General features: G+C 66.9%; 25 protein-coding genes. 12 read left to right on the top strand and 13 right to left on the bottom strand.

Annotated elements, in window-relative coordinates; translation table 11 throughout:
• Positions 1 to 67 precede the first annotated feature (67 nt).
• Positions 68 to 1,801 (top strand): DEDD exonuclease domain-containing protein, encoded by a 1,734-nt coding sequence (locus JOF55_RS16300; RefSeq protein WP_310275169.1) that lies wholly within the window; start codon positions 68 to 70, stop codon positions 1,799 to 1,801.
• A 92-nt stretch (positions 1,802 to 1,893) separates the two neighbouring features.
• Here JOF55_RS16300 and qcrB read toward each other — a convergent pair whose 3' ends face one another.
• From qcrB to ctaE, 4 genes are all read right to left on the bottom strand, one after another.
• The gene (gene qcrB, locus JOF55_RS16295; protein ID WP_310275167.1) at positions 1,894 to 3,564 is read right to left on the bottom strand and encodes a cytochrome bc1 complex cytochrome b subunit; all 1,671 of its coding nucleotides are present in this window, start codon (positions 3,562 to 3,564) and stop codon (positions 1,894 to 1,896) included.
• Positions 3,561 to 4,787, bottom strand: coding sequence for a cytochrome bc1 complex Rieske iron-sulfur subunit (gene qcrA / locus JOF55_RS16290; RefSeq protein ID WP_310275165.1), 1,227 nt, complete (start codon positions 4,785 to 4,787; stop codon positions 3,561 to 3,563). The genes qcrB and qcrA overlap by 4 nt, the downstream gene beginning before the upstream one ends.
• Positions 4,784 to 5,590, bottom strand: coding sequence for a cytochrome bc1 complex diheme cytochrome c subunit (gene qcrC / locus JOF55_RS16285; RefSeq protein ID WP_310275163.1), 807 nt, complete (start codon positions 5,588 to 5,590; stop codon positions 4,784 to 4,786). The genes qcrA and qcrC overlap by 4 nt, the downstream gene beginning before the upstream one ends.
• A gap of 125 nt (positions 5,591 to 5,715) precedes the next feature.
• Positions 5,716 to 6,327 (bottom strand): aa3-type cytochrome oxidase subunit III, encoded by a 612-nt coding sequence (gene ctaE / locus JOF55_RS16280; protein WP_310275161.1) that lies wholly within the window; start codon positions 6,325 to 6,327, stop codon positions 5,716 to 5,718.
• 85 nt (positions 6,328 to 6,412) lie between these two features.
• On the opposite strand from ctaE, the gene JOF55_RS16275 reads away from it, so the two are divergent.
• The 3 genes from JOF55_RS16275 to trpD all read left to right on the top strand — a co-directional run bounded on the left by JOF55_RS16275 (position 6,413) and on the right by trpD (position 8,473).
• The gene (locus JOF55_RS16275; RefSeq protein WP_310275159.1) at positions 6,413 to 6,874 is read left to right on the top strand and encodes a hypothetical protein; all 462 of its coding nucleotides are present in this window, start codon (positions 6,413 to 6,415) and stop codon (positions 6,872 to 6,874) included.
• Positions 6,875 to 6,983: 109 nt separating this feature from the next.
• Entirely contained in the window at positions 6,984 to 7,394 is a 411-nt protein-coding gene (locus JOF55_RS16270) for a response regulator transcription factor (protein ID WP_310275157.1), read from the top strand.
• Between the two features lie 17 nt (positions 7,395 to 7,411).
• Positions 7,412 to 8,473, top strand: a complete 1,062-nt coding sequence (trpD, locus tag JOF55_RS16265; RefSeq protein ID WP_310275156.1) for an anthranilate phosphoribosyltransferase — start codon at positions 7,412 to 7,414, stop codon at positions 8,471 to 8,473.
• 25 nt (positions 8,474 to 8,498) lie between these two features.
• Here trpD and JOF55_RS16260 read toward each other — a convergent pair whose 3' ends face one another.
• The 3 genes from JOF55_RS16260 to ctaC form a co-directional block, all read right to left on the bottom strand.
• Positions 8,499 to 8,780: an Lrp/AsnC family transcriptional regulator gene (locus JOF55_RS16260; RefSeq protein WP_310275154.1), complete on the bottom strand. Its 282-nt coding sequence runs from the start codon at positions 8,778 to 8,780 to the stop codon at positions 8,499 to 8,501.
• 154 nt (positions 8,781 to 8,934) lie between these two features.
• Positions 8,935 to 9,333, bottom strand: a complete 399-nt coding sequence (locus JOF55_RS16255) for a cytochrome c oxidase subunit 4 (RefSeq protein WP_310275152.1) — start codon at positions 9,331 to 9,333, stop codon at positions 8,935 to 8,937.
• Positions 9,334 to 9,377: 44 nt separating this feature from the next.
• A complete protein-coding gene (gene ctaC, locus JOF55_RS16250; protein ID WP_310275150.1) occupies positions 9,378 to 10,310 on the bottom strand; it encodes an aa3-type cytochrome oxidase subunit II in 933 nt (310 codons plus the stop codon).
• A 330-nt stretch (positions 10,311 to 10,640) separates the two neighbouring features.
• Between ctaC and asnB the strand changes: the two genes are divergently transcribed.
• Positions 10,641 to 12,569, top strand: a complete 1,929-nt coding sequence (gene asnB / locus JOF55_RS16245) for an asparagine synthase (glutamine-hydrolyzing) (protein ID WP_310275148.1) — start codon at positions 10,641 to 10,643, stop codon at positions 12,567 to 12,569.
• Between the two features lie 55 nt (positions 12,570 to 12,624).
• Here the strand turns inward: asnB and JOF55_RS16240 are convergent, their stop codons facing one another.
• Positions 12,625 to 14,115: an FAD-binding oxidoreductase gene (locus JOF55_RS16240; RefSeq protein WP_310275147.1), complete on the bottom strand. Its 1,491-nt coding sequence runs from the start codon at positions 14,113 to 14,115 to the stop codon at positions 12,625 to 12,627.
• Between the two features lie 232 nt (positions 14,116 to 14,347).
• Here JOF55_RS16240 and JOF55_RS16235 point away from each other — a divergent pair, with 232 nt between their 5' ends.
• Positions 14,348 to 14,560, top strand: coding sequence for an RNA-binding S4 domain-containing protein (locus JOF55_RS16235; protein WP_310275145.1), 213 nt, complete (start codon positions 14,348 to 14,350; stop codon positions 14,558 to 14,560).
• A 74-nt stretch (positions 14,561 to 14,634) separates the two neighbouring features.
• Here JOF55_RS16235 and JOF55_RS16230 read toward each other — a convergent pair whose 3' ends face one another.
• A complete protein-coding gene (locus JOF55_RS16230; RefSeq protein ID WP_310275143.1) occupies positions 14,635 to 14,997 on the bottom strand; it encodes a HesB/IscA family protein in 363 nt (120 codons plus the stop codon).
• 247 nt (positions 14,998 to 15,244) lie between these two features.
• Here JOF55_RS16230 and JOF55_RS16225 point away from each other — a divergent pair, with 247 nt between their 5' ends.
• The 5 genes from JOF55_RS16225 to cobS all read left to right on the top strand — a co-directional run bounded on the left by JOF55_RS16225 (position 15,245) and on the right by cobS (position 19,560).
• Positions 15,245 to 15,892, top strand: a complete 648-nt coding sequence (locus JOF55_RS16225) for a DUF3043 domain-containing protein (protein WP_310275141.1) — start codon at positions 15,245 to 15,247, stop codon at positions 15,890 to 15,892.
• 49 nt (positions 15,893 to 15,941) lie between these two features.
• Entirely contained in the window at positions 15,942 to 16,928 is a 987-nt protein-coding gene (locus JOF55_RS16220; RefSeq protein WP_310275139.1) for an aldo/keto reductase family protein, read from the top strand.
• Positions 16,929 to 17,044: 116 nt separating this feature from the next.
• Complete coding sequence (gene cobU / locus JOF55_RS16215; RefSeq protein ID WP_310275137.1) at positions 17,045 to 17,593, top strand: bifunctional adenosylcobinamide kinase/adenosylcobinamide-phosphate guanylyltransferase; 549 nt, start codon at positions 17,045 to 17,047, stop codon at positions 17,591 to 17,593.
• A 99-nt stretch (positions 17,594 to 17,692) separates the two neighbouring features.
• The gene (gene cobT / locus JOF55_RS16210; protein ID WP_374727526.1) at positions 17,693 to 18,805 is read left to right on the top strand and encodes a nicotinate-nucleotide--dimethylbenzimidazole phosphoribosyltransferase; all 1,113 of its coding nucleotides are present in this window, start codon (positions 17,693 to 17,695) and stop codon (positions 18,803 to 18,805) included.
• Between the two features lie 11 nt (positions 18,806 to 18,816).
• Positions 18,817 to 19,560 (top strand): adenosylcobinamide-GDP ribazoletransferase, encoded by a 744-nt coding sequence (gene cobS, locus JOF55_RS16205; RefSeq protein WP_310275135.1) that lies wholly within the window; start codon positions 18,817 to 18,819, stop codon positions 19,558 to 19,560.
• Positions 19,561 to 19,571: 11 nt separating this feature from the next.
• Here cobS and JOF55_RS16200 read toward each other — a convergent pair whose 3' ends face one another.
• The 4 genes from JOF55_RS16200 to JOF55_RS16185 form a co-directional block, all read right to left on the bottom strand.
• Positions 19,572 to 19,856: a MoaD/ThiS family protein gene (locus JOF55_RS16200; protein ID WP_310275133.1), complete on the bottom strand. Its 285-nt coding sequence runs from the start codon at positions 19,854 to 19,856 to the stop codon at positions 19,572 to 19,574.
• Between the two features lie 11 nt (positions 19,857 to 19,867).
• Positions 19,868 to 20,956 carry a WD40/YVTN/BNR-like repeat-containing protein gene (locus JOF55_RS16195; protein ID WP_310275131.1) on the bottom strand — a complete coding sequence of 363 codons (1,089 nt, stop codon included), beginning with the start codon at positions 20,954 to 20,956 and terminating at the stop codon, positions 19,868 to 19,870.
• Between the two features lie 184 nt (positions 20,957 to 21,140).
• Positions 21,141 to 22,244 carry a branched-chain amino acid aminotransferase gene (locus JOF55_RS16190; protein WP_310275130.1) on the bottom strand — a complete coding sequence of 368 codons (1,104 nt, stop codon included), beginning with the start codon at positions 22,242 to 22,244 and terminating at the stop codon, positions 21,141 to 21,143.
• Between the two features lie 92 nt (positions 22,245 to 22,336).
• Entirely contained in the window at positions 22,337 to 23,590 is a 1,254-nt protein-coding gene (locus tag JOF55_RS16185) for an APC family permease (protein WP_310275128.1), read from the bottom strand.
• Between the two features lie 240 nt (positions 23,591 to 23,830).
• Between JOF55_RS16185 and JOF55_RS16180 the strand changes: the two genes are divergently transcribed.
• Positions 23,831 to 25,327, top strand: coding sequence for a leucyl aminopeptidase (locus JOF55_RS16180; RefSeq protein ID WP_310275126.1), 1,497 nt, complete (start codon positions 23,831 to 23,833; stop codon positions 25,325 to 25,327).
• The last annotated feature ends 116 nt before the right edge of the window (positions 25,328 to 25,443 follow it).

Below are 25,443 nucleotides of genomic sequence, written 5' to 3'. Positions count from 1 at the left end.
CTCGGTTGGCTGCGGGAACGCACCGGTAGCATGGCACTGTCGGTACAGGCGCGTACGGTGCGCGAAGATGACGGAGACCTCTCGAGAGCACGCCCGGCTTCCCCGCAGGCAGCTCTCCTTCGACGAGCTCGGGCTGCCACTGCACGAGGTCACCTTCGTCGTGGTCGACCTGGAGACCACCGGCGGCAGGAGCGGTCAGGACGCCGTCACCGAAATCGGAGCGGTCAAGGTCCGGGGTGGCGAGGTCCTCGGCGAATTCTCCACACTGGTCGCCCCAGGACAGCCCATCCCATCCGCCGTCGTATCGATCACCGGTATCACCGACGCCATGGTCGCCGAGGCACCCACGCTGGAATCGGTGCTGCCCGCATTCCTCGAATTCAGCAGGGGCAGCGTCCTCGTCGCCCACAATGCGACATTCGACCTCGGATTTCTGCGTGCGGGCTGTGCACAGCTCGGACTGGTGTGGCCGAAGCCCACGAGCGTGTGCACCGTTCAGCTGGCTCGACGGGTCCTGAGCAGAGAGGAGACCCCCAACCACAAGCTCGCCACGCTTGCGCGGGTGCTGCGCACTCGGACCGAGCCGGTGCACCGGGCTCTCGACGACGCCCGCACCACCGTCGACGTCCTGCACAGTCTGCTGGAGCGCGTCGGGCCGCTGGGCGTGCACTCGCTGGAAGAGCTCCTCGGATACCTGTCCGACGTCAGCCCGCAGCAGCGACGCAAACGCCACCTCGCCGATGCTCTCCCGAGCGCTCCCGGTACCTACCTTTTCCGCGGGCCGAACGACGAGGTGCTGTATGTCGGCACCGCCACCGACCTGCGTCGAAGGGTCCGCCAGTATTTCACGGCCGGTGAGCGGCGGGGCCGGGTCAAGGAGATGGTCGCCCTTTCCGACCGGGTGGATCACATCGAGTGCTCGCATCCCTTGGAGGCCGAAGTCCGCGAGCTGCGGCTGTTGGGAGCCCATCAGCCGCCCTACAACCGGCGTTCCAAGTTCCCGCAGCGCGCATGGTGGGTGATCCTGACCGACGAGGCCTTTCCCCGGCTGTCGATCGTACGGACACCGAAGCCGCAGGCCATCGGGCCGTTCCGAGGCCGCCGGGCCGCCGTGGAGGCGGTGGAGGCCCTGCAATCCGTCACCAGCCTGCGGCGATGCACCGAGCGCATTCCCGCCAAGGAGCAGCGAGGCCGTCCCTGCGCCGTGTACGACCTGGGGCACTGCGGCGCCCCCTGCGCCGGGTATCAGAGCGTCGACGAGTACGCCCCTCAGGTGATCTCGGTACACGATGTCATGACCGGACGGGGCGACGCGCTCCTGGAGCATCTGCGCGCCGAACTGGATCAGCTGTCCGCGGCTCAACGGTTCGAGGATGCCGCAACCCACCGCGACCGGCTCGCCAACCTGGTACGTTCCCTCGACCGGGGGCAGCGACTGGCCGCGCTCGCCGCGATTCCCGAGCTGGTTGCCGCCCGTCCCGACGGCCTCGGCGGATGGAACTTCGCGGTGGTACGACACGGTCGGCTCGCCGCGGCGGGAACGGCGCAACGCGGAACCCCACCGATGCCGGTCGTGGACGCGCTGCAGGCTTCCGCCGAAACGGTCGTTCCCGGCGACGGGCCGCTGCTGGGGGCTCCTGCCGATGAAATCCACGTCGTTTACCGGTGGCTGACGGCAGGAGACACCCGCATGGTCCGATGCGTCACACCGTGGTCGGAACCGGCAGGCGCCGCAGGCCGATGGCGCACCTGGCTCGATCGTGTCGCAGACGCACGCACGCCCTACCCCGCCGCCGACTGAGGAGCGGGCTGAAGTTTCGGGCAAAACTTCGAACGGCGAGGGGCCCGGCACCGAGAGCATGGTGCCGGGCCCCTCGCCGTGATCGGATCAACTCACTCGGAAGGCTGCTGCGGTTTGCCCGCCACGAGCTCGCCCTGCTCGCGCTCCTCCTGCTCGATCCTCTCCCGCTCGGCTTCCTCGCTGCGAGCACGCTCGAGCGCTACCGTCTCATCGACGGGATCGGGCTTGAGGAAACTGCCCTCGACCGGATGCCCCGCGGCACCGAGCTTGTTCATCCGCTTCGGCACCGGAGCACCCTGGTACTCCAGCTCCTCGGGATGACCGTGCGAATCCACCGGCCCGAGCGGCTGGTGCACCTCGATGAACTCACCGTGCGGCAACCGCTTGATGATGCCGGTCTCGATGCCGTGCTCGAGGACCTCACGATCGGCCTTCTGCAGACCGAGGCAGATCCGGTAGGTGATGTAGTACGCGATCGGCGGGGCGATCAGCAGACCGATACGGCCGATCCACGTCATCGCGTTCAGCGAGATGTTGAACTTGAACGCGATGATGTCGTTCACGCCGGAGATCATCAGCACCATGAAGAACGTGATCGCCATCATGCCGAGGCTGGTGCGCACGGGAACATCGCGTGGCCGCTGAAGCAGGTTGTGGTGTGCCGTGTCCCCGCTGAGCTTGCGCTCGATCGCCGGGTACAGCAGAGCGACCGTGAAGATCGCGCCCATGAAGAACGCGGTCGGCCAGAATGCCGCGGGGATGGTGAACGAGCCGAGGTAGATCTCCCATGCCGGCCACAGACGACTCGAACCGTCCGTCCAGATCATGTACCAGTCGGGCTGGGACGCGGCCGAAACCTGCGACGGGATGTAGGGGCCCAGGTTCCAGACCCCGTTGATCTGGAAGACACCACCCATGATCGCCGTCACGCCGGTGACGACCGCGAAGAAGCCCCCCGCCTTGGTCGCGAACATCGGCATGATCCGCACACCGACGACGTTGGTCTCCTTGCGGCGTACACCGGGGAACTGGGTGTGCTTCTGATACCACACGAGCGCGAGATGCACCGCGATCAGCCCGAGGATCAGTCCCGGGAGCAGGAAGATGTGCATCATGTAGAAGCGCGGGATGAGCTCGGTTCCGGGGAACTCGCCACCGAAAAGGATCCAGTGCAGCCATGTGCCCACGACCGGCACGGACAACGTGATCCCGGAGGCGATGCGAACGCCGGTACCCGACAGCAGGTCGTCCGGCAGCGAGTAACCGGTGAACCCTTCGAACATGCCCAGGATGAACAGCAGGATGCCGATCATCCAGTTCGTCTCACGGGGACGGCGGAACGCTCCGGTGAAAAAGATCCGGAACATGTGGGCCACGATCGAGGCCATGAACAGCAGGGCCGCCCAGTGGTGCACCTGACGGGCGAACATACCGCCACGAACCTCGAAGGAGATGTCGAGCGTACTGGCGAAGGCACGCGTCATCTCCACGCCACGCAGGTTGGCGTACGCGCCCTGGTATTCGACCTCGGCCATCGACGGGTCGAAGAAAAACGCCAGGTACGTCCCCGTCAGAAGCAGTATGATGAAGGTGTAAAGCGCGACCTCACCGAGCAGGAACGACCAGTGCGTCGGGAAGACCTTGTTGATCTGACGGCGCAGCCCCGCGGCCATCTGGAACCGCTTGTCGAGCTCGTCGGCCTGACGTCCGGCCAAGCGGTAGGCGGCACTGTCCGATTTGGTGGGGGTGGTGATCGAACTCATGAGTTACGCTCCCAGTACGCCGGGCCGATGGGCTCGATGAAGTCGTGCCTGGCCACGAAATACCCTTCCGTGTCCACCGTGATCGGAAGCTGTGGCAGGGAACGCGTCGCCGGGCCGAATACGGGCTTGGCGTAGCTGTGTGCCACGTCGAACTGTGACTGGTGGCAGGGGCACAGCAACCGGCCGGTCTCCGCCTCGTACAACGAGGTCGGGCAGCCGAGATGGGTGCAGATCTTCGAGTAGGCGTAGTAGTCGCCGTAGTTGAAGGTCTCCTGGCCCTTGCGCTCGACAGGAGCTGCTCCCGGATGCAGCCGGATCAGCATGACGGGGTTGTCCGACCTGCGCAGCGCATGCAGCAGGGCTTCCTCGTTGTGGCGTTCGGACTCCCGGAACGGGAAGACCGTCTCGAAACTCCCCGGCGCGAGATCCTGCGGACGCACCAGCGACACATCGTGCGGATCACCGGTGTTGCGCCGCAGGTAGACCTTCTCGCCTTCGGTCTGCATCCATCCCGTGTGCAGCAGCGAGTCGGGGCCGGTCTCGGCCCACGGGTTCTTGACCATGCCGCCGAGCACGAGCACGCCGGTGCCGAGACCGAAGGCACCGACACCGAAGCCGGCCGTGCGCTTGATCATCGAGCGCCGTGCGATACCGCTGCGACTTCCGGCGTCCGCGAGCAACGCGGTCGCGGTCTGGCGGTCGGTTTCGTCGGAGCCGTGGCCATCGTGGCGCTGCTGGACGGCGACCTCGTGCGGCAGGAACTTCTTCGAGTACAGGATCACGCCGATACCGACCGCGAAGATCGACAACCCGAGGAAGAAACCGATCAGCGGGTTGTACAGCGAGTAGATGAAGTGCCCGCGCGGATCGATCAGCGGATTCTGGTAGCGCCACGGCCAGAAGACGAAGACTCCGATGAACGCGAGCGCCGACAGACCCGCGAGGGAGAACCACGCCGCCACGGCCCGCTCGGCACGCCGCTCCGCACGAGTTCCCTTGATGGGCCACTCGTCGCGGTACTCGACGAGTTCGACATCGTCGAGGGCCACACCGAGCCGCACCTTCTCGTCACGGCTCATTTCGGCCAGTTCGGCCTCCGTCGGACTGGGCCGCTGGTGTTCGCCTGTTGCGTACTCGTTGACGGCCTGCTCATCGGCAGGCTGCTCGTCGGCGGTCCGCTCGTTGTCGGCGTGTTCGTTGTGGCTGTTGTGCTGCTCACTCATGCCCTGGCTCCGATCCACAGAGTGAGGCCGATCAGGCTTCCCAATCCGACCACCCAGGCGACGACCGTCTCCGGAGCGGGACCGTAGCCGCCGAGGGCGTTCCCACCCGGGTTGTTCCTTCCCTGGGTGACCGACTCGACATAGGCGATGATGTCTTCCTTCTCCTGCGGAGTCAGCTGCCGGTTCGAGAAGGTGGGCATGTTCGACGGGCCCGTGAGCATCGCCTCGTAGATTTGCTGCTCGGTCGCCTGGTTCAGCGACGGCGCGGACTTACCGGCGGACAGTGCGATCCCGCGCCCGGTGAAGTTGTGACACGACGCGCAGTTCAAGCGGAAGAGCTGGCCTCCGCGCGCGGAATCGCTGCCCTGCAGCGCCTCACCCGTTTCCGCCGGTTGCCTGGGGCCACCACCGACCGCCTGTACATAGGCGGCGAGCGCGTCGATCTGCTGCGGCGAGAATTCCGGCGGCTTGCGCTGAGCCTGCGCTTCCTGACGCACCAATGGCATCCGTCCGGTCGAGACCTGGAAGTGCACGGCCGCGCCGCCCACGCCGATCAGGCTCGGACCACGGTCCTCGACGCCCTGCAAATTCGAACCGTGGCAGGTGATGCAGGCGTTGTTGTACAGCTGCTTACCCTGCCTGACCAACGCCGGGTTTCCCTGCGCGCTGGCGGTTTGTGGCTCCGGGAGCAGAGCGGTATAGAGGGCGCCGGCGCCCACCAGGGCAGTTCCCAGCGCCAGCACACCGGAGAGCCGCCGCCGGAACTTCGAGCCCGCGCGGGTGCGTTTCTTGTTGGTGGTCATGAGTGCGCAAAACCCTTGCTGTCATGGTCGGGGTGTTTCAGCGGATACACCATCACGCTTTCCCGGACCTCGCCGTACTCCACATCGTCGTCTTCCACACCGCTGTCACCGTGCTGCCCCGAACGTCACGGGAGAAGGTAGATGACCGCGAACAGACCGATCCACACGATGTCCACGAAGTGCCAGTAGTAGGACACGACGATGGCCGCGATGGCCTGAGCCGGCGTGAACTTGCTCATCTTGGTCCGGATCATCAGGAAGATGAACGCGACCAGCCCACCCATCACGTGCAGCCCGTGGAACCCGGTGGTCATGAAGAACACGGTTCCGAAGGCCGAAGTCGCCATCGTGGTGTGATGCTCGGTGACGAGTGTGTAGTACTCACCGGCCTGGCCGAGCATGAAGATCGTGCCCATGATCAACGTGACCATGTACCAGCGTCGCAGACCGTAGACATCGCCACGCTCCGCCGCGAACACGCCCCACTGGCAGGTGAACGAGGACGCCACCAGGATGATGGTGAACGGAAGAGCGTAGCTGACGTTGAGCTCCGCGGGCGGTGGTGGCCACGGGCCCTCGTTCTGAGCTTTCACCGTGAAGAACATGGCGAAGAGCCCAGCGAAGAACATCAGCTCGCTGGCCAACCAAACGATGGTGCCCACGCTGACCATGTTCGGGCGGTTCAGCGAGTGCACGCGTTGACTGATTGAGGGCGCTGCCGTTGTCACGCGACGCATTATGTCTTGCATGTGTTCGGCCTGCCCGGTCGGGTCCGCCATGGAGCGGACCGTTGATCGGAGCGCGATGTGGAGGTCACTCAGAGTGAGAAGGATTCGAGAATTGCTCGCGCGTCTCGGCCGCGGCGCACGCTCCTCCGAACCTCCCGTGATCGACGTCGACGATCCGGACCTGCACGTGGTCGTGGAGGCGTTCGACGATGCCGAAGCCGCCTCCACCGCACTCGCCCGTGCTCCCCACTGGCAACCCGACCGACCAGCGGTATTGCGCCACTATCTGAGCCTGCCCAGCACGGATACGGAAAGCGTGGCCACACTCTTGCACGAGGACGGCTGGACGGTGCGCGAAAGCGTGCACGGTCCCATTCCCGAAGAACCTGCGAACACGAGCGATGGTGAACAGGCCACCACCGTGATCGCACTGCGTGTGCAGCGACTCGACGCGTTGCACTGCGCACAGGCAAGCGCGCGCATGGCCGGACTCGCTCAACGGTTCCGGGGTCGTGCACTCGGTTGGGACGCTCTGCAACCAGGGCAGGCTAACTGATCGATTCCTGCGCGCCTGTGTACTACTGTGCGCACCTGTACAGCGGATATGATTCGAGGAATCCTGTCTCGCCGTCCAGCCGAACCCTCCAGTTGTTCAAGGAGTGCTGATGAGCGCACCGGCCACGACCATCCTCGTGTTCAGCCATCGGCCCGAAGTCCGTGCGGCGATCACCACAGCGATCGGGCGGCGCCCGGCCCCTGACCTGAACAGGGTGCACTATCATGAAGCGGCGACAGTGGCCGATGTACTCAGCGCGGCCGACGCAGGCACCGCGGATCTTCTGATTCTCGACGGCGAGGCACAGCCGACCGGTGGTATGGGAGTTTCCCGGCAGCTCAAGAACGAGATCAGTGGCTGCCCGCCGATCATCGTGACCGTCCGCCGCAAGGACGACCGGTGGCTGGCCACCTGGTCTCAGGCCGACGCTGTGCTCGTGCATCCGCTGGATCCGATTTCCGCCGCGGAAACGGTCGCAGAGGTGCTGCGCTCGCACGCCCTGCCGGTCGTACACGGCTAGTCGAACACGAGGTGACAGTGGCAGCGACGACAGGAAGCTGGCCGGAACTTCTCGGCCGGCTGGTCGGGGGTAGGGACCTCACCGCAGAGGACACCGGTTGGGCGATGGATCTCGTCATGACCGGAGAAGCGACACCGGCGCGGGTGGCCGGGTTCGCCGTCGCGCTCCGCGCGAAGGGGGAAACTCCTGCCGAAATCCGCGGTATGGCCGACGCGATGCTCGCGCACGCACGGCCGCTCGACATCTCCGCGCGCACGGCCGACATCGTGGGCACCGGCGGCGACCGCGCCGGGACGGTCAACATCTCGACCATGACCTCACTGGTGCTTGCCGCCTCGGGGGCGACCGTGGTCAAACACGGGAACCGAGCGGCCTCGTCGAAGTGCGGTACCGCCGACGTCCTCGAGGAGCTCGGGGTTGCCATCGACCTACCGCCCGACGGCGTGCGCACCTGTGTGGAGGAGCTCGGCATCGGCTTCTGCTTCGCCGCGCTGTTCCATCCGGCGTTCAAGCACGCTTCCGGCCCGCGCCGTGAGATCGGCATCCCCACCGCGTTCAATGTGCTCGGGCCGCTGACGAACCCGGCGCGTCCCTCGGTCGGTCTGATCGGGTGTGCCGACCGGAGGATGGCCCCGGTGATGGCCGAGGTCTTCGCCGGACGCGGCGACTCCGTCCTCGTGGTCAGTGGCGATGACGGACTGGACGAGATCACCACGACCACGTCGACCACGGCATGGGTCGTGCACGACGGCACCGTCCGTCAGGAGCGGATCGATCCGGTCGAGCTCGGTGTCGCACTCGGCTCGCCGGAAGACCTGCAGGGGGGCGACGCGCAGGTCAACGCGGAGGCAGTACGGCGTCTGCTCGCCGGGGAGCGCGGTCCTGTGCGGGATGCTGTGCTGATCAACGCAGCCGGTGCACTCGTCGCCCAGGACGGTCCGGAGCCCGATCTGCGGAACCAACTGCGAGAGGGGATGCAGCGCGCCGCGGCAGGCATCGACTCCGGCGCCGCAGCCGATCTGCTTCGGCGATGGGCAGCACGCTCCACCGAGCTTCGCGCCACTCTCGCCGACTCCTGACGGAGGGCTTTACGCGCGTACTGCCTCAGCCTTCCATACCGAGAGAGAAGGTCGCCTCGGTGTCGCGCCGGGAGTACGAGCGGAAGGCGATGTGCGTGTCGGTGTCGAGCACACCGTTCACCTTGTTGATCCGGCCGGGCACGATGTCGGCGATCTCCTCGTGGTCGCGGACGCGCACCATGGCAATCAGATCAACGTCACCGGCACAGGAGTAGACCTCGGCAACGCCTTCGAGGTCGGCGATCTCCTGTGCCGCCTCCGTCAGACGTTCCGCGGCGGTCCGGATCAGCACAATCGCGGTTATCACGGCAAACCTCCTGCTGGCGATACGGGCGAGAAGATCATACCGCCGCCGACCACGGACATGTCACGACCGGACGGGCACGCCGTCCGGTCCAGCAGCAGCATCCCCGGATTCCGATACCGGCGGGGATGCTGTGCGTGCCCCCTCGTGGGTGCGCTCACTCGTGGTTGGGGCCGGTGTGGTACTCGAAGACCAGGCCCGCGACGGTGATCAGCAGAGCGCCGACCGAGAACACCAGCATCCAGACATGGAAGAAGGCCAGTGCCAAGCCGGCGAATCCGGCCGCGGCAGCCACCGCGAAAGGCCAGTAGCTCCCCGGGCTGAAGAAACCGAGCTCGCCGGCACCGTCACTGATCTCGGCATCCGGATTGTCCTCCGGACGTGGATCGATGCGCCTGGCCACGAACTGAAAGTAACTACCGATCAGCAGTGACAACGCACCGACCAGGATCAGCGCCACCGTCCCCACGGGCTCCTGTGCCCAGAAGCCGTAGACGATCGCCGACAGGAAGAAAAAGAAGGTGATGATATTGAAGATCTTCGCTTCGACCTTCATGGAGTCCTCGCTCTCACGCCGTACGCCCTGGGAGAGGGCACTCCTCAGTTACTACCGGCCGTCGTGGCATCGGAAGACGCCCCACGGTTGGTGTCGAAGGGGCTCGTGGTCACCGTGTACGGCGTGCACAACTTTCCGCAGTCCATCCTGCGCAACGCCTCCGGCGCCGTGTAGGGCTGGTTCGTCGCCGGGTTGATCCGCGTCCGCAGATTCATGTAGCGCTCGAACTTGTCCGGGGACAAGGCTCGAACCTCGAAGTTCATCATCGAGTGATAAGTCCCGCACAGCTCGGCACAGCGCCCGACGAACGAGCCTTCCTGCTCGATCGTGTTCTGGAAAACGTTGTCCTGGTTGTTCTTGTCCGGGCGCGGGAAGGTGTCCCGCTTGAAGTGGAACTTCGGCACCCAGAACGAGTGGATCACGTCCTCCGAGTGCAGGCGGTACTCGATGCTCGAATCGGTCGGCAGGACCAGCAGCGGTGTCCTGCTGCTGGTGCCGATGGTCGACACCGGCTGTCCGCTCGGGGTGCGGTACTCGGGGTACTTGAACTCCCAGTTCCACTGGAACGCCACCACGTCGACGACCTCGTCCGGGTTCTCCTCCTCGGCCATGACGTAGTTCTGCGTCGTGGCCGTGAAGTAGAAGAGCACGACGACCATCAAAAACGGGATCACCGTATAGATGATCTCCAGCGGGTTGTTGTACTGGAACTGGCGAGGCAGCTCGTCACTCTTCTTGCGGTGAAAGGTCACCGTCCAGAAGATCAAACCCCACACGAGCACGCCGACCGCGAGGGCGGCGATCACCGACCAGGTCCAGAGCTGGCGCATCGCCTCGGCCTCCGGGGTCACACCCCCTGGCCAACCGAATCGCAGGACCTGGTCGGGCGTGCAGCCCGTGGCCACGACACACACCAGGCCGATCAATCCACTGACCTTGACCAGCCGTGGCACTCGGGTCCCGTCCTTCAGGCCCACTGCGCGACGCCTCCTCGATGTAAAACTCACCGGTACGGCACTGGCAATCCACCCGTCCGCACCGGGTGGGAGATCGGCCGCCGGAATACTGCGGCGAGCCTAGCCCAGCAGTAGTCGCGATACTGCTCCGGGGTCGGCTCTTGCCGTAGTCATGGTGGTACCGACTCGCCGAGATCGCCAGGTCGGCCCACCCGTCACCACTGCTCACCGCCGACGAAGATCCGAGATGCCCCCGCGCATGTGGCCGAACACGAGTGGATCGGCATACTGGGAAGCGCCCAACTCCGGGGCATTCGACGACACCGCCGACACGAGAGGTGCGCGAGACGCGTGTGCGGCCTGCTTGGACTGGTCTGTCCCACTGAAGAGAAAGCCGGTAACGCCGTCAACGCGGTGGCCGGTGCGTTACCGTGCCAACGGCATCGAGGACCGGATGAGAGCGACACCTGGCACGGTGGTGAGGTCGTCTTCGGCTTCAACCGGCTGTCGATCATCGACCTGGAACACTCCCACCAACCGTTGAGCTGGGGACCACCGGAGCGCCCCGGGCGCTACACGATCCTGTTCAACGGTGAGATCTACAACTATCTGGAACTGCGTGCCGAGCTGATCGAACAGCACGGCGCCCGGTTCGCCACCGACGGCGACACCGAGGTCATCGTCGCGGCCTACCATTATCTCGGCACCTCGATGGTGGGGCGCCTGCGCGGAATGTTCGCGTTCCTGGTCTGGGACAACGAGCGCCACGTCGTCTTCGGCGCGCGCGATCCTTTCGGCATCAAGCCACTGTTCTACGCGGTGGGTCCGCACGGCGTGGCCTTCGCCAGCGAGAAGAAAAGTCTGCTCAGCCTGGCCACCACGCTGGGCTTCGCGACCGACGTCGATCCCCGGTCCCTGCAGCACTACCTGGTCATGCAGTACGTCCCCGAACCGGCGTCACTGCACCGATCGGTACGGCGCATCGAATCCGGCACTTCGTTCACCGTCTCCCCCGGTGGCCAACTTGTCACCGAGCGCTACTTCGCGCCCAACTTCACCTCGCGAGTGATCAACAACGATGCCGACGCGAACCGTTTGCACAACGACATCGTCGACGCGATGCGCGACTCGGTGGCCAAGCACATGCGCGCCGACGTCACGGTGGGAGCGTTCCTGTCCGGCGGTATCGATTCGACGGCGATTGCCGCCCTGGCCAAGGAGCACAATCCGGACCTGGTCACCTTCACCACCGGGTTCGAGCGCCAGGGGTACTCCGAAGTCGACGTGGCCGCCGAATCGGCAGCCGCGATCGGTGTCAAGCATGTGGTGCGCACGGTCTCCGCCGAGGAAATGATGGAGACTCTGCCGCTGATCATCTGGTACCTGGATGATCCGGTGGCCGATCCCGCACTCGTGCCACTGTGGTTCATCGCCCGGGAAGCCCGCCAGCACGTCAAGGTCGTGCTCTCCGGCGAGGGTGCCGACGAGCTCTTCGGTGGCTACTCCATCTATCGCGAGCCCCTGTCCCTGGCGCCGTTCGAGCGCGTCCCCGATTCGCTGCGTAAGGCACTCGGGCGGGTATCCACCGCGATCCCGGAAGGGGTGCGCGGCAAGGATCTGCTGCGGCGCGGTTCGCTGAGCCTGGAGGAACGCTACTACGGCAACGCCCGAATCTTCCGGGATGACCAGCTCAGCAGTGTCCTGCGGAACTTCGACCCGGACGTCTCGCACACCGATGTCACCGCAGCCGCCTATCGCGCCTCGGAGGGCTGGGATGCGGTGACCAGGATGCAGCACGTGGATCTGTTCACCTGGCTTCGCGGGGACATTCTGACCAAAGCGGACAAGACGACGATGGCGAACTCGCTGGAACTCCGAGTCCCCTTTCTGGACCAGGAGGTCTTCCGGGTCGCGAGCACCATTCCGCTCGAGCAGAAGATCACGCGGGAAACGACCAAGCACGCGTTGCGCCAGGCCCTGGCCAAGGTGGTGCCTTCCCACGTGCTCAACCGTCGTAAGCTCGGTTTCCCGGTACCGATCAAGCACTGGTTGCGCGACGAGATGCACGACTGGGCGCGCACGATCATCCAGGAGTCGCAGACCGAAGCGCTGCTGAACAAGACGGCGGTCCTCCAGCTGCTCGAGGAGCACCGTTCCGGGGTGCTCGACCACAGTCGCAGGCTGTGGGCGCTGCTGGTGTTCATGATCTGGCACGGCATCTTCGTCGAGGGCAGGCTGTCGCCCCGGGTCCCCGAACCGCACTACCCGGTCAAGCTCTGACCGCTCTGCGGGTGCCGTGAGCCGTGCGGCTCCCGGCACCCGCAGAGCCGAAAGGTCAGGTCGATTCCGATTCCGGCGTGCCGGTTTCCGGAGTCACCGTCCCCGGTGCGATGACCTCCGGAACCACCACGTCCACAGCCGGTGCCATGTCCGGAGCCACGGCCGGAGCCGGTCGCACGTTGTGCCAACGGTTGAAGACGTTGCCGGGGTCGTACTCGGCCTTGATCCTGCTCAGGCGCTCATGGTTGTCCCGGCCGTAACCGGCGACCACCCGATCCGCTCCCTCATCGCCGATGAAGTTCAGGTACACCGCCCCGGTCGTCCACCGGAGGAGATCGTCGCGGATACCATGTGCCCAGCGCTTGGCCGCGGCATCGTCCGCCGGGTTCTCCCACATCCCGAGCGGATGCACGACCCACGGAACCGTGCGGCCCGACATCGCACCGGTGCCGTCGCCGCGCGCGACAGCGCCGCCCCAGGGCACCAACGCCTGCTGCGAAGGCGAAGGCACGAGCATCTCCTCCGCCCGAGCGCAGAAGAGATCCAGCGCCTCGTCCGGCAACTCGCGCAGGTACTCGCCCGACCAGTAATTGCGATACCCCGGTGGGTCGTCGAGCATGCACTGCAGGTCGGCGTACGGAATCTCCGTGATGACCTGGCCGGGCGGGTTCAGATCCAGCAGTGGCCTGATCCGCTCGCGCAGGTCTTCCTCGGTACCCAGATTCGTGACCAGAACCGCACAGCACAGTGTGCCGACCATGCTCTCCGGGACGAACTGCTCCGGTGGGCCCGTGAGGTAGAGCAGGCCGCTGCCGATCTCCTCGGGCACCCCCATCGCGAAGTCGCGGTAGCGGCCGGCCACCCGGCGGCCCTCGTCTCCCGGCCAGAGCATCAGCGCCATCGCGAAATCCGGAGCCGGGTGCAGCCGGAAGGTCAGCGAGGTGGCGATACCGAAGTTGCCACCACCTCCGTGCAGAGCCCAGAACAGTTCGGGATTTTCCTCCTCGTTGGCCACGACTTCACGACCGTCGGCCGTCATGAGCTCGACGGAGAGAAGGTTGTCACAGGCCAGTCCGTACTTGCGTTCGATCCACCCCGAGCCGCCGCCGAGAGTCAGGCCGGCGACACCGGTCGTCGACACTCGGCCGCCCGTGGTCACGAGGTGATGTAGCTGGGCGGCTCGATCGAGGTCTCCCCACACGGCACCACCACCGACCTTCGCAGTACGGGCCTCCGGATCGACCGAGACGGCGTTGATCCGGCGCATGTCGATGACGAGACCCTCGTCGATCAGACTCGCTCCGGCCACGCTGTGGCCGCCACTGCGCACCGCGATCCGCACATCGTGGTGCCGGGCGAATTCAAGAGCCGTTCGGATATCGCGGGTGTCCCGACACTGCGCGATCACCTGCGGTCGTGCTTCGATCATCGCGTTGAAGATGCTCCGCGCGGCCTCATAACCGGGGTCCCCCGGAGTGACAACGGCGCCGCCGAAGTGACTGCGGAGTTGCTCGATGGGAGCGCGATGCAAAGTATGCTTTGTCATGATTGCCCTCGGCACTGTTCAGCAAGAGCAGGCCCCACCGGTTCGATCGATGTACCGAACATCATTTTTCGTTCGTGTCGCCCGCCACTTTCAGTGTAGAGCGATGTAAGGCTCTGGCCAGGGATTTCACGCAAAAATCACCGACGGGCCCAGGCGGGTCTCCCATTCCCGGTACCGACCTCGGCCGAGCACCGCCGAGGTGGCTCCTGCTTCGGCGAGGACAATCGCTGTCATGCAGGAAGTGGAGATCCGTGACAGCACGATCCGACTCGGGCAACTGTTGAAGCTGGCCGGGATCGCCGAGCACGGGGCGGACGCCAAGGCTCTGCTGGAAGAGGAGGAGGTACGGGTCAACGAGACCGTCGAAACACGACGGGGGCGTCAGGTATCCGTCGGGGACCGGATCGCGGTCGGCGACGAGGAGATCCGCCTCGTCAGGAGTTGACCGGTCGGGAGTGAACAGCATGAAGGCGGTTCCCGAAGACCGTATCGGTCACCGGGAACCGCCTCGATGGAACGTCAGTGGAACGAGTCACCGCAGGCGCAGGAGCCGCCCGCGTTGGGGTTGTCGATCGTGAAGCCCTGCTTCTCGATCGTGTCGACGAAGTCGATCACCGCACCCTGCACGTAGGGTGCGCTCATCCGGTCGACGACTACGTCAAGACCGCCGAAGTCACGCACCGCGTCACCGTCGAGCGTGCGCTCGTCGAAAAAGAGTTGGTAACGCAGTCCGGCACAGCCACCGGGCTGGACGGCGATACGCAGATGCATGTCATCGCGTCCCTCCTGCTCCAGCAGTGTCTTGGCCTTACCGGCCGCCGAGTCGGTCAGCGTGACGCCGTGCGCAGGCGCCTCGGTCTCCATGGTGTCTTGGGCGGTCATGGCTCTCCCTTGTGGTTTTCCGGCCGCTTGCGGGTTTTGCCCGGGGGTCCCCGTGACGTGGAACATCACGCGGGCCCGAGCTATTCCCACGGGCGCACCCAGCGGGAATGCTTACAGCCTGTCCTGCTACCCCACATGGTGACACAAATCGGCCGTGAACTGGTGTGACGTGTGCGCACCGCGGGCGGCACCCACCACGATGGTGGTCGTGTTCACCGACGGTACCGGCGTCACATACCCTGGAGGTGTGAGGTTCCTTCGTCGCAACAGTACCGAACAGACCGCCACCACCGAGTCCGAAACCGAGGGTGCGCAGTCGGCGGAGGATCACGTCCCCGGCCGCACCCCCGGTAAGGGACGGGCGACTCCGAAGCGCCGGGAAGCCGAGAGCAAACGCCGGGGTCCCGTGCCGCCACCGCCGCAGACGCAGCGCGAGGCCATCAAACGCATGCGCGGCAACAAGCAGAACAAGGCAGAGCGCCGCAAGGCCGCCGCCGAGCGCCGCGAACGCATGATGGCCGGTGACGAGCGCTACCTCATGCCACGTGATCGCGGGCCGGTGCGGGCCCACGTCCGCGACACCGTCGACTCGCGCCGGCACCTGATGGGCCTGTTCATGCCGTTGGTGCTCGTTGTGTTCGCCACCACCCTGGTGCCGAATCCGGTCGTCCAGCAGTACGCGACGCTGGCCTGCCTGGTACTCCTGCTCACGATGGTCTTCGAGGGCACGGTACTCGGCCGGCTCGTGAACAGGAGTGTCCGCGCGAAGTACCCGGACACCAAGGACCGCCCGTTCAGTCTCGGCTGGTATGCCTTCACCCGAGCCATGCAGATTCGCAAACTGCGTGTGCCACGCCCGCGAGTCAGTCCGAAACAGCCCGCCAAGGTCGGCTGAACACCACCCGTCGCGTGTCCGACCGCTCCGGTCGATCTAGGGTTCGGGTATGGAGTTTCGTCGCCTCGGCCGCAGCGGCCTGAACATCAGCGAGATCGCCTACGGCAACTGGCTCACCCATGGCTCCCAGGTCGAGGAGGAGCAGGCGCAGCAGTGCGTCCGCGCCGCCCTGGACGCCGGGATCACCTCCTACGACACCGCCGATGTGTACGCGGGGACCCGGGCGGAGTCCGTCCTCGGCCGTGCGCTGTCCGGTGTGCGACGGGAGAGTGTGGAGATCTTCACGAAGGTCTTCTTCCCCACCGGTGAGGGTCGCAACGATCGCGGTCTCGGGCGCAAGCACATCATGGAGTCCTGCCACGCCTCGCTGCGCAGGCTGCAGACGGATTACGTCGATCTCTACCAGGCACACCGCTTCGACCGGACGGTACCGCTGGAAGAAACGATGACCGCCTTCGCCGACCTGGTCCGGCAGGGCAAAGTGCACTACATCGGTGTCTCGGAATGGAACGCCGAGCAGATCACGCGAGCCGCGGAACTGGCTCGGGAACTGCGTGTCCCGCTGGTCTCCAACCAGCCGCAGTACTCGATGCTGTGGCGGGTCGTCGAGTCCCAGGTGATCCCCACCTGTGAACGCGAGGGTGTGGGGCAGATCGTATGGTCCCCGATCGCGCAGGGAGCACTCACCGGTAAATATCTGCCGGGCCAACAGCCGCCTGTGGGCTCACGTGCCACGGATGAGGCAGGCGGAGCGACGATGATCTCGCGGTGGATGGGCGATGACGTGCTGCAGCGGGTTCAGCAACTCAAACCCATCGCCTCCGACCTGGGTCTGTCGATGGCCCAGCTCGCGGTGGCGTGGGTGCTGAACAACAGCAATGTTTCGGCGGCGATCATCGGGGCCTCCCGCCCGGAGCAGGTCGTCGACAACGCGGGTGCCGCGGGCGTCACGCTGGACCAGGACGTTCTCGACAAGATCGACGAGGTCCTGGACAACCTGCCGGAAACCGATCCGCGCCACACCACCGCTCCCTGAGTGCCTGTCTTTGATCTGGCTCTTTCGCTCGGGTGATCAGCCTGAGCAGGGTGACCCGCTCCGGCGTTTCAGGGACCACCTGACCAAGTTCCAAGACGGGCTCTGAGAGGGCATCGGTGGCACAGCACACACTGGTACTCGGAGGTGCACGGTCGGGCAAGTCGGCCCATGCCGAGGGGCTGCTGCCTGCGGCGGAACCGGCAACCTACGTGGCGACCTCGCGGCACGATCCCGACGACGCCGAGTGGGCCGAACGGATCGCCGCACACGTCGCGCGCCGACCGTCCGACTGGCGCACCTCGGAAGCCCCACAACCGGATGACCTGCGTCGGATCCTGCACGCGGCGGCACCGTCGGATCCGGCGTTGCTGGTCGACGATCTCGCGACGTGGTTGACCGGCACCCTGGACGATGCGCAGGCCTGGGAACGGGATCCGGACAGCTTGGGCGTCGTCGCCGGGCACTGCGATGCCCTGGTGAGCGCCGTCGACGATTGTGCCGCCCGGTTGGTACTGGTCTCCGCCGAAGTCGGGCTGGGCATCGTCCCCGCCACCAGGTCTGGAAGACTTTTCCGCGACGAGCTCGGCGCCCTCAACGCACGACTCGCCGAGGTGTGCGACGAGGTGATCCTGCTCGTCGCAGGAGTGCCGCTCCGCTTGCGCTGAGCGAAGCGGCCGAACGACTACCGGAGGTAAGGCTTGTCCACCGTGCCCGATGCCCCCCATTCGAGCACTTCCCCGGCGGACGCTCCCCAGTCGAGCGCCCTGCCGCCCGTGCCCGAGCGCCACATCGAGTTCGCTGCGGTACAGGCTCCCGACGAGCAAGCGAGGAGAGCGGCAGTGGCCCGGCAGGAGCAACTCACCAAGCCTGCGGGTTCGCTGGGGCGACTGGAGGAACTCGGCGTGTGGGTCGCCGCCCGGCAGGGCACCTGCCCGCCGCATCCCTTCGCCCGGCCACGCGACGTGATCTTCGCGGGCGACCACGGTATCGCAGCGAATGGCGTATCGGCCTACCCCAGCGAGGTCACCGGCCAGATGGTGACGAATTTCCTCACCGGCGGTGCGGCGGTCAACGCACTCGCCGCGACCACCGGTGCCGGTGTGCGTGTGGTGGACATGGCCGTCGACGGCGACACCGCGGAGATCGTCAGCGCGCACAAGGTCCGCCGCGGTTCCGGATCGATCGACCGTACGGATGCGCTCACCTCCGAGCAGGCCCACGCGGCCGTGGCCGCCGGACGAGCGGTGGCCGACGAGGAGGTGGACAGCGGCGCCGACCTGCTCATCGCCGGGGACATGGGCATCGCCAACACCACTCCGGCTGCGGTGCTCATCGCGGTGCTCACCGGCAGTGAGCCGGTGGCCGTGGTCGGGCGCGGTACCGGCATCGACGACGACGCCTGGATGCGTAAGACAGCAGCGATCCGGGATGCGCTGCGCCGGGCACGCAGGGTCGTCGACGATCCGGTTGCCCTGCTGCGTACCTCGGCGGGAGCCGACATCGCCGCCATGGCGGGTTTCCTCGCGCAGGCCGCGGTGCGGCGCACTCCCGTGCTGCTGGACGGTGTTGTCGTGGGCGCGGCGGCGATGGTGGCCGAGGAGCTCGCTCCCGGTGCCCGCCAGTGGTGGCTGGCCGGGCACCGTTCCGTCGAACCGGGCGCGTCGCTGGTACTCGACCACCTCGATCTCGCACCGGTGCTGGACCTGGGCATGCGGCTCGGTGAAGGCTCCGGCGCCCTGACCGCACTGCCGGTGATCACGGCAGGAGTGCGGACTCTCGCCGAGATGACCACGTTCGCCGAGGCAGGCATCGGTGGCCCCACCGCCGCGGAGGCATCCGGACCGCCCGCCGATCAGCAGTCCGAGAAACCGTTCTGACGCCGCTTCGCATGGAAGGTTTACGGCTCGCACTGTCCTTGCTCAGCGTGCTGCCCGTGCGGGTCGGCACTGTGGATACTCGAATCGGGCGCCGGGCAATCATGGCGGCTCCCCTGGTCGGTGCCCTGCTCGGCGTGTTCGGCGCCGTGGTGCTCTGGGGGCTGACGGCACTGTCGGCCCCTCCCCTGCTCGCGGGACTGCTCACGGCAGCGGTTCTCGTACTGGCCACCCGGGGTATGCACGTCGACGGCCTGGCCGACACCGTCGACGGCCTCGGCTGCTACGGCCCACCGGAGCGCGCACTGTCGGTCATGCGCGACGGCAGTACCGGCCCGTTCGCCGTGGTCGCCTTGATCCTGGTGCTGGGGGCGCAGGTGGTCGGCCTGGCCGAACTCGCCCGTACGGCCGACTGGTCGGCCGTGGTGCTGGCCTGGGCAACGGGGCGGGCCGCGTTCGTGCTCTGCTGTCGCCGTGGGGTACCGGCCGCGCGCCCCGAGGGATTGGGCGTCCTGGTGGCGGGCTCCCAACCGGCCTGGGTGGTGGCCTGCTGGTGGGGCGCGCTGGCAGCGCTGGGTGCGTTCGCCGTCGAGGGCGCGTGGTGGATCGGCGTGCTGGCGGTGATCCTGACCGCGGGCGCGTTGTGGTGGTTCACCCGGCACGTGCACCGCCGGGTCGGCGGCGTCACCGGTGACGTCCTCGGCGCGGGCAGCGAGCTGTCCACCACGATGGTGTTGGCGGTGTGCACATTCGCGTGATCGGAGGCGGGCTACCCACCCGCCACGGACGGGATCACCCGAATCTCCGCACCCTCGTCGAGCCGGGTTGCCGTCCCCGCCAGCCCCCGGCACTCCTGCTCACCGATGTAGAAGTTCACGTAGCGACGCAGCGCTCGACTTTCATCGCGCAACCGCCGCTCGAGAGCAGGATGCCGCACACCGAGTTCGTCCAGCACACCGCCCAGCGTGGCATCGGCGGCCATCTCGAGTTCCACCCGCGCGGTACCGCCCGCGCTCGCACGCAACACCTGCGGCAGCAGGATCGTGACTCGCATCGGTCACCTCCTCACACCGTCGCCGCGCGGACCGAGAGAACGTCGGGCAGGTGCTCGACGATCCGGCGCCAGCTGTCCCCCTCGTCCGCGCTGGCATAGACCTCGCCGGAGCGGGAACCGAAATACACCCCGGCCGGATCGGCATCATCGAGGCACAGCGCGTCCCGCATCACCGCCGACCAGAATCCCTCCACGGGCAGCCCGTCGGACAGGGCGCTCCACGAGTCACCGGCGTCCTCGCTGCGGTAGACACGGCAACGGCCCTCGGGTGGGAAGCGCCTGGCGTCGGCGACCAGCGGGAAGCCGTAGACGACCTCGGGGCGGTGCGGGTGCACGGCGACCGGGAAACCGAAGTCGGCGGGCAATCCCTCCGCGATCGAGCGCCAGCTACCACCTCCGTCGTCACTGCGGTACACGCCGTGGTGGTGCTGGAGGAAGAACCGTTCCGGCACCGCAGGGTTCCGTGCGACCTTGTGCACGCACTGGCCGAACTCCGGGTACTCGTCGGGCAGGAAATACGCCCGGATGCCCCGGTTGCTCGGTTGCCAACTCCGCCCCGCGTCCTCGGTGCGGTACACGCCACCGGTGGACATCGCCACGAGCATCCGCTGCGGATCGTGGGGATGCGCGAGCACGGTGTGCACGGCTTGGCCGCCGCCGCCCGGGAACCACTCCTTGCGGTGCGGGTGGTCCCACAGTCCGCGGACCAGCTCGTACCTGCGGCCGCCGTCCTCGGAGCGGAACAGCGCGGATGGTTCCGTACCGGCGTAGACGACGTCGGGCTCGTCAGCGGGCCCGGGCTCGATCTGCCACACCCTGGTCAGCGCGGCCTCCGTGTCCGGTGGGAAAGCCACCGGTGCGTGCTCCGGTTCCTGCCAGCGGGCACCGAGATCGTCGCTGGTGAACACGCTGGGACCGAAGTGCTCACTGGTGGCAGCGGCCAGGATGCGCGGGTGGCGGCGCGTGTCGATGGCCACGGCGTACACATCGGTCATCGGCAGGTGCGGACCGGTCACCTCCCACGTGTCGCGGCCATCCCGGCTGGTTGCCAGCCACAGCCCCTTCCTCGTCCCGATCACCAGCAGCACGGTCGTGGCCATGGATGCCTCCTCGGTGTGTTTCGTATCTCGCCGAGGAAGCTACTCGGCCTCCCTGACAACAGCTTTCGACAGCGGTTCCGGGGGAAGACCAGCACAGGGCAAGGCCGCAGCCCGCAATCGACATGCGAAAGGAGAACGGCGCTTCCCGACCGGGAAGCGCCGTCGGCTGCCGAAGAGGTCGCGCTCAGTCGAGCTTGGTCATCCAACCGTTGGTGTCGGGAAGCACGCCCTGTTGGATACCGGTGAGCTTCTCGCGCAGGGACATGGTCACCGCACCGGGCCGACCGTCTCCGATGGTGAACTCCCCCTCGCTGTGTTTGACGTGCCCGACGGGGGTGATGACGGCGGCGGTACCGCAGGCGAAGACTTCGGTCAGTTCGCCGGATTCGGCTTTCTTCTCCCACTCCTCGGTCGTGATCCGCCGCTCCTCGACCGCCATGCCGAGCTCTTCACCCAGCCGCAGCAGCGAGGATCGGGTGATCCCCGGCAGCAGACTTCCGGTCAGGGCGGGCGTCACCAAGCGAGCGTCCGCTCCCGAGCCGAACACGAAGAACAGGTTCATCCCGCCCATTTCCTCGACGACACGCCGCTCGACCGCATCCAGCCACACGACCTGGTCGCAACCCTGCTCGGATGCCTGAGCCTGGGCGAGGAACGAGGCCGCGTAGTTACCGGCGACCTTGGCCGCGCCGGTTCCGCCGGGCGCCGACCGAACGTACTCGTGGCTCAACCACACCGTGACCGGCTTGATCCCGCCTGCGAAGTACGACCCGGCGGGCGAGGCGATCAGGGTGTACAGATACGAGCTCGACGGCCGATTGACCCCGAGACTGGCCTCGGTGGAGATCATGAACGGCCGCAGATACAGCGAACTCTCGCCTTTCTCCGGCACCCACTGGCTGTCGACGGCGACCAGTTCGCGCAGCGAGTCGAGGAAGAGCTCCTCCGGCAGCTCGGGCATGGCCAGCCGCCGCGCCGAATCGCGGAACCGTGTGGCGTTCGCCTCCGGCCGGAACGAGGCGACCGAGCCGTCCGGCTGGCGGTAGGCCTTCAGCCCCTCGAAGATGGCTTGGCCATAGTGCAGCACCGTGGTGGCCGGATCGAGTTCGAGCGAGTGGTACGGCTCGAGACGAGCATCGTGCCAGCCTCGCTCGCCGTTCCAGCGAATCGTGGTCATGTGGTCGGTGAAGTGCTGTCCGAAACCCGGATCGGCCAGTATTTCGGCCCGGCGCTGCGCGGTGACCGGTTGGGGGCTGGTGGTCCGGGAAAACGACAGCTCTTCATTCATGTGCGTACCGTATCGTGCCCTCTCGAGCAGTGGAAACCGGATCACCAAAAGTTGGTCCTCCTAGTTTCTCGATTGCCTCGTAGCGCTTTCGCTCACCGCCGGAGGCGGAAGAGCACTCCCGCCAGTACGGGCCCCAGCACCGCGGCCCCCAGGGTTCCGAGCATGGCGGGCACCGGCATGCTCATCGCCAGGATCACGCACAGCCCCACCCCCAGGCAGGTCATCCGCATCCGCCATGTTCGGTCCTCCACCAGAAGCACGCGTGCACCGGCGTTGGCGAATGCGTAGTGCACGAGCACGCAGCATGCGGCCAGGGCGATCGCCTGAGCGGGTTCGACCAGAAACGCGAGTCCGGCCGCGGCGATTCCGCCTGCGAGATCCAGCAGGTAGGGCGTGCCACTGCCTGCCCTCCGGCCGAGCGACGCGGGCAGATCACCGTCCTGGAGCACAGCCAGTGCCGTGGACCGAAACAACTCGAGCACACCGAGCAGCACGGGCAACATCGCCAGCGCGACTCCGACACCGACGAGGGAGGTGAGCGCGGCGGCATCGGCCGCCTGCAGCGCACGGATCATCGGCGTCGGCGACAGCGCGAGCCGCGCCGCTCCGAGCTGGTGGATCACGGAGGCGCTCACGATCACCACGACGGTGCCGGCGATCGTGAACATCACGATGAGCCCACGCCGCACAGCGGGGCGGCCGTATCGGTCGCGCTCTTCGGCAGGTGCTGTGAGTCGCTCGAAGCCGAGGAAGGCGAAAAGCAGTATCCCTGCCGCAGCGGGAATCCCCATCGGAGTGGGGCCCGGCGTGTTGCCGCCCGCCGGAACTCCGGTGGGCGGCAGCGGGGCGATTGCCCAGCACGCCGCGACCACGAGGGCCGACACGGTCAGGGTCAGGCAGAGCCACAACCACGCGGCACCACCCCGGATGCGCAGCCCCGCGGTCGCGGCCACCACGGTGAGCAGGATTGCCACGGCAGCGATGACCGGGCTCGACGTGGGCAGGTACGCACCGACAGCACTCGCGATGGCCGCCATCGCCGCGATCTGGCCGAGCAAGTACGTGCTTGCCGCGATTCGCCCCGGAGCGATGCCCAACTGCGACCGGATACAAGCGTAGGCAGCACCGGGACCGCGGTACACGGCCGACTGTTCGGCCGTGGACAGTGCGCAGCACACAGCCGTCAGCCCGGCGATCGGGACTCCGAGCAGCAGCCAGACACCGGCCAACGCCGAAGCGGGGGCCAATCCGACGAACAGGCCCGCGCCCAGCATCCCGCCGAGTCCGAGCGGGATCGCACCGGTACCGGTCGCGAGCCGCCGCGGCAGCTCCAGTTGTTGCGCCACGCGATCACTCTCGCAGATGCGGGTGTCCCGGACAGCCGCCTGTCGGCTGACGGACGACAGTGCCACAGTCTAAAGCGGTGCATCCTGAAGCGGTTCATCGAGCCTGGTCCCATGCCCGGAAGCCGCCGGATCCGGTAACCGGTCGCCGAGCGTTCTAGAGTGCGGGGTGAATCCATCAACGCTGCGTGCTGCTGCGAAAGAGCCGCAACGGCATGCAGCACGGCTCGAGAGGATCCGCACGTGACAACGCCCAAGCTTGCCCTCACCGACGGCGCGGCTTCCAAACTGACCGTCGAGGCGCTGGTCATCGGTACTGTTCAGGGTTCGCAGGGCCCGGAGCCGGCACCGGGCGCCGAGAAGGTCGCCGCCGCCTTCGACGGGGATCTGAGTAAGGCGCTCGCGGCCTTGGGAGCAACCGGCAAGGCCGATGAGGTCGTCAAAGTACCCGCAGGCAACTCGCTGAAAGCGGACGTCCTGATCGCAACGGGGCTGGGCAAACCCGGCCGGGATGGCGACTTCACCGCCGAAGCGGTCCGGCGTGCTTCCGGCGCCGCCGCTCGCTCGCTCGCGGGGGTGTCCCATGCCGCCACGACGTTGTCCGTGCTGGACCTCTCGGCCGCCGTGCAGGGCACGGTGATGGGCTCCTACTCCTTCACCCGGTACAAATCCGAGCCCGGCGACGACCCTGTCGGCAAGGTGGATCTCCTGGTCTCCGACGATGCGAAGGACGAGGCGAACAGGGCCACCCTCAAGGGAGCCACCGCCATCGGCGAGGCGGTCAACACGGCCCGCGACCTGATCAACACACCGCCGAACGATCTCTTCCCGGCCTCCTTCGCCGAGCGGGCGAGCGAACTGGGCCGCTCGGCGGGCCTGGAGGTGGAGATCTCCGATGCCGACGACCTGCGCAAGCACGGATACGGCGGCATCCTCGGTGTCGGCGGTGGCTCGTCGCGCCCGCCGCGGCTGGTGCGGATGCGCCACAAGGGCGCGAAAGGCGCCAAGAAGGTGGCACTGGTCGGCAAGGGCATCACCTTCGACACCGGAGGGATCTCGCTGAAGCCTGCCGCGGGCATGGACGAGATGACCTCGGACATGTCGGGGGCCGCCGCGGTCGTGGCCACGATGGTGCTGGCCGCCAAGCTCAACTATCCGCTGGAAATCACCGCGACCGTGCCGATGGCCGAGAACATGCCCTCCGGAAGCGCCTACCGGCCCGGCGACGTGCTGACCATGTACGGCGGCAAAACCGTGGAAGTCCTCAACACCGACGCGGAAGGCCGGTTGATTCTGGCCGACGCCATTGCTCGCGCCTGCGAGGAGTCCCCCGACTACTTGGTCGAGACCTCGACCCTGACCGGTGCACAGGTGGTCTCGCTGGGGAAACGGACTCCCGGCGTGATGGGCAGCGAGGAGTTTCGCGACCGGGTCGCCGAGCTGTCCCAGGCCACCGGCGAGGCCGGTTGGGCGATGCCGTTGCCGGACGAGCTGCGCAGCGATCTCGACTCGCGGTTGGCGGACCTGGCCAATGTGAGCGGACACCGCTGGGGCGGGATGCTCGCCGCCGGGCATTTCCTGCGCGAGTTCGTCACCGAGGGACTCCCGTGGGCACACATCGATGTGGCCGGTCCCGCTTTCAACACCAACCAGCCGTGGGGCTACACCCCCAAGGGCGGCACCGGTGTGCCGGTGCGCACGATGGCCGCCGTGCTGGCCGACATCGCCGACAACGGCTGATCCACCCGCCCGACCGTTCCACTCCCCCGGTGAGCCGTTCTGCGTGGAAACGGCTCACCGGGTCGGCCGGTCCCAGCCGGTCGAAGTGCGACACCACCGGCGATGCGGCACCGGTG

Source organism: Haloactinomyces albus (assembly GCF_031458135.1).
Taxonomy (GTDB): domain Bacteria; phylum Actinomycetota; class Actinomycetes; order Mycobacteriales; family Pseudonocardiaceae; genus Haloactinomyces; species Haloactinomyces albus.
The sequence above is the reverse complement of the archived record's forward strand: the minus strand, read 5'-3'. Positions and strand labels throughout refer to the sequence as shown.

What these genes read in the sequence shown, in the direction of transcription:
- JOF55_RS16240 (WP_310275147.1), bottom strand. Translation starts at nt 14,115, where the DNA reads ATGACAAAGCATACTTTGCATCGCGCTCCCATCGAGCAACTCCGCAGT.
- qcrB (WP_310275167.1), bottom strand. Translation starts at nt 3,564, where the DNA reads ATGAGTTCGATCACCACCCCCACCAAATCGGACAGTGCCGCCTACCGC.
- cobS (WP_310275135.1), top strand. Translation starts at nt 18,817, where the DNA reads ATGGAAGGTTTACGGCTCGCACTGTCCTTGCTCAGCGTGCTGCCCGTG.
- JOF55_RS16235 (WP_310275145.1), top strand. Translation starts at nt 14,348, where the DNA reads ATGCAGGAAGTGGAGATCCGTGACAGCACGATCCGACTCGGGCAACTG.
- JOF55_RS16220 (WP_310275139.1), top strand. Translation starts at nt 15,942, where the DNA reads ATGGAGTTTCGTCGCCTCGGCCGCAGCGGCCTGAACATCAGCGAGATC.
- JOF55_RS16195 (WP_310275131.1), bottom strand. Translation starts at nt 20,956, where the DNA reads ATGGCCACGACCGTGCTGCTGGTGATCGGGACGAGGAAGGGGCTGTGG.
- JOF55_RS16190 (WP_310275130.1), bottom strand. Translation starts at nt 22,244, where the DNA reads ATGAATGAAGAGCTGTCGTTTTCCCGGACCACCAGCCCCCAACCGGTC.
- qcrA (WP_310275165.1), bottom strand. Translation starts at nt 4,787, where the DNA reads ATGAGTGAGCAGCACAACAGCCACAACGAACACGCCGACAACGAGCGG.
- ctaE (WP_310275161.1), bottom strand. Translation starts at nt 6,327, where the DNA reads ATGCGTCGCGTGACAACGGCAGCGCCCTCAATCAGTCAACGCGTGCAC.
- JOF55_RS16230 (WP_310275143.1), bottom strand. Translation starts at nt 14,997, where the DNA reads ATGACCGCCCAAGACACCATGGAGACCGAGGCGCCTGCGCACGGCGTC.
- JOF55_RS16270 (WP_310275157.1), top strand. Translation starts at nt 6,984, where the DNA reads ATGAGCGCACCGGCCACGACCATCCTCGTGTTCAGCCATCGGCCCGAA.
- qcrC (WP_310275163.1), bottom strand. Translation starts at nt 5,590, where the DNA reads ATGACCACCAACAAGAAACGCACCCGCGCGGGCTCGAAGTTCCGGCGG.
- JOF55_RS16300 (WP_310275169.1), top strand. Translation starts at nt 68, where the DNA reads ATGACGGAGACCTCTCGAGAGCACGCCCGGCTTCCCCGCAGGCAGCTC.
- JOF55_RS16255 (WP_310275152.1), bottom strand. Translation starts at nt 9,333, where the DNA reads ATGAAGGTCGAAGCGAAGATCTTCAATATCATCACCTTCTTTTTCTTC.
- JOF55_RS16200 (WP_310275133.1), bottom strand. Translation starts at nt 19,856, where the DNA reads ATGCGAGTCACGATCCTGCTGCCGCAGGTGTTGCGTGCGAGCGCGGGC.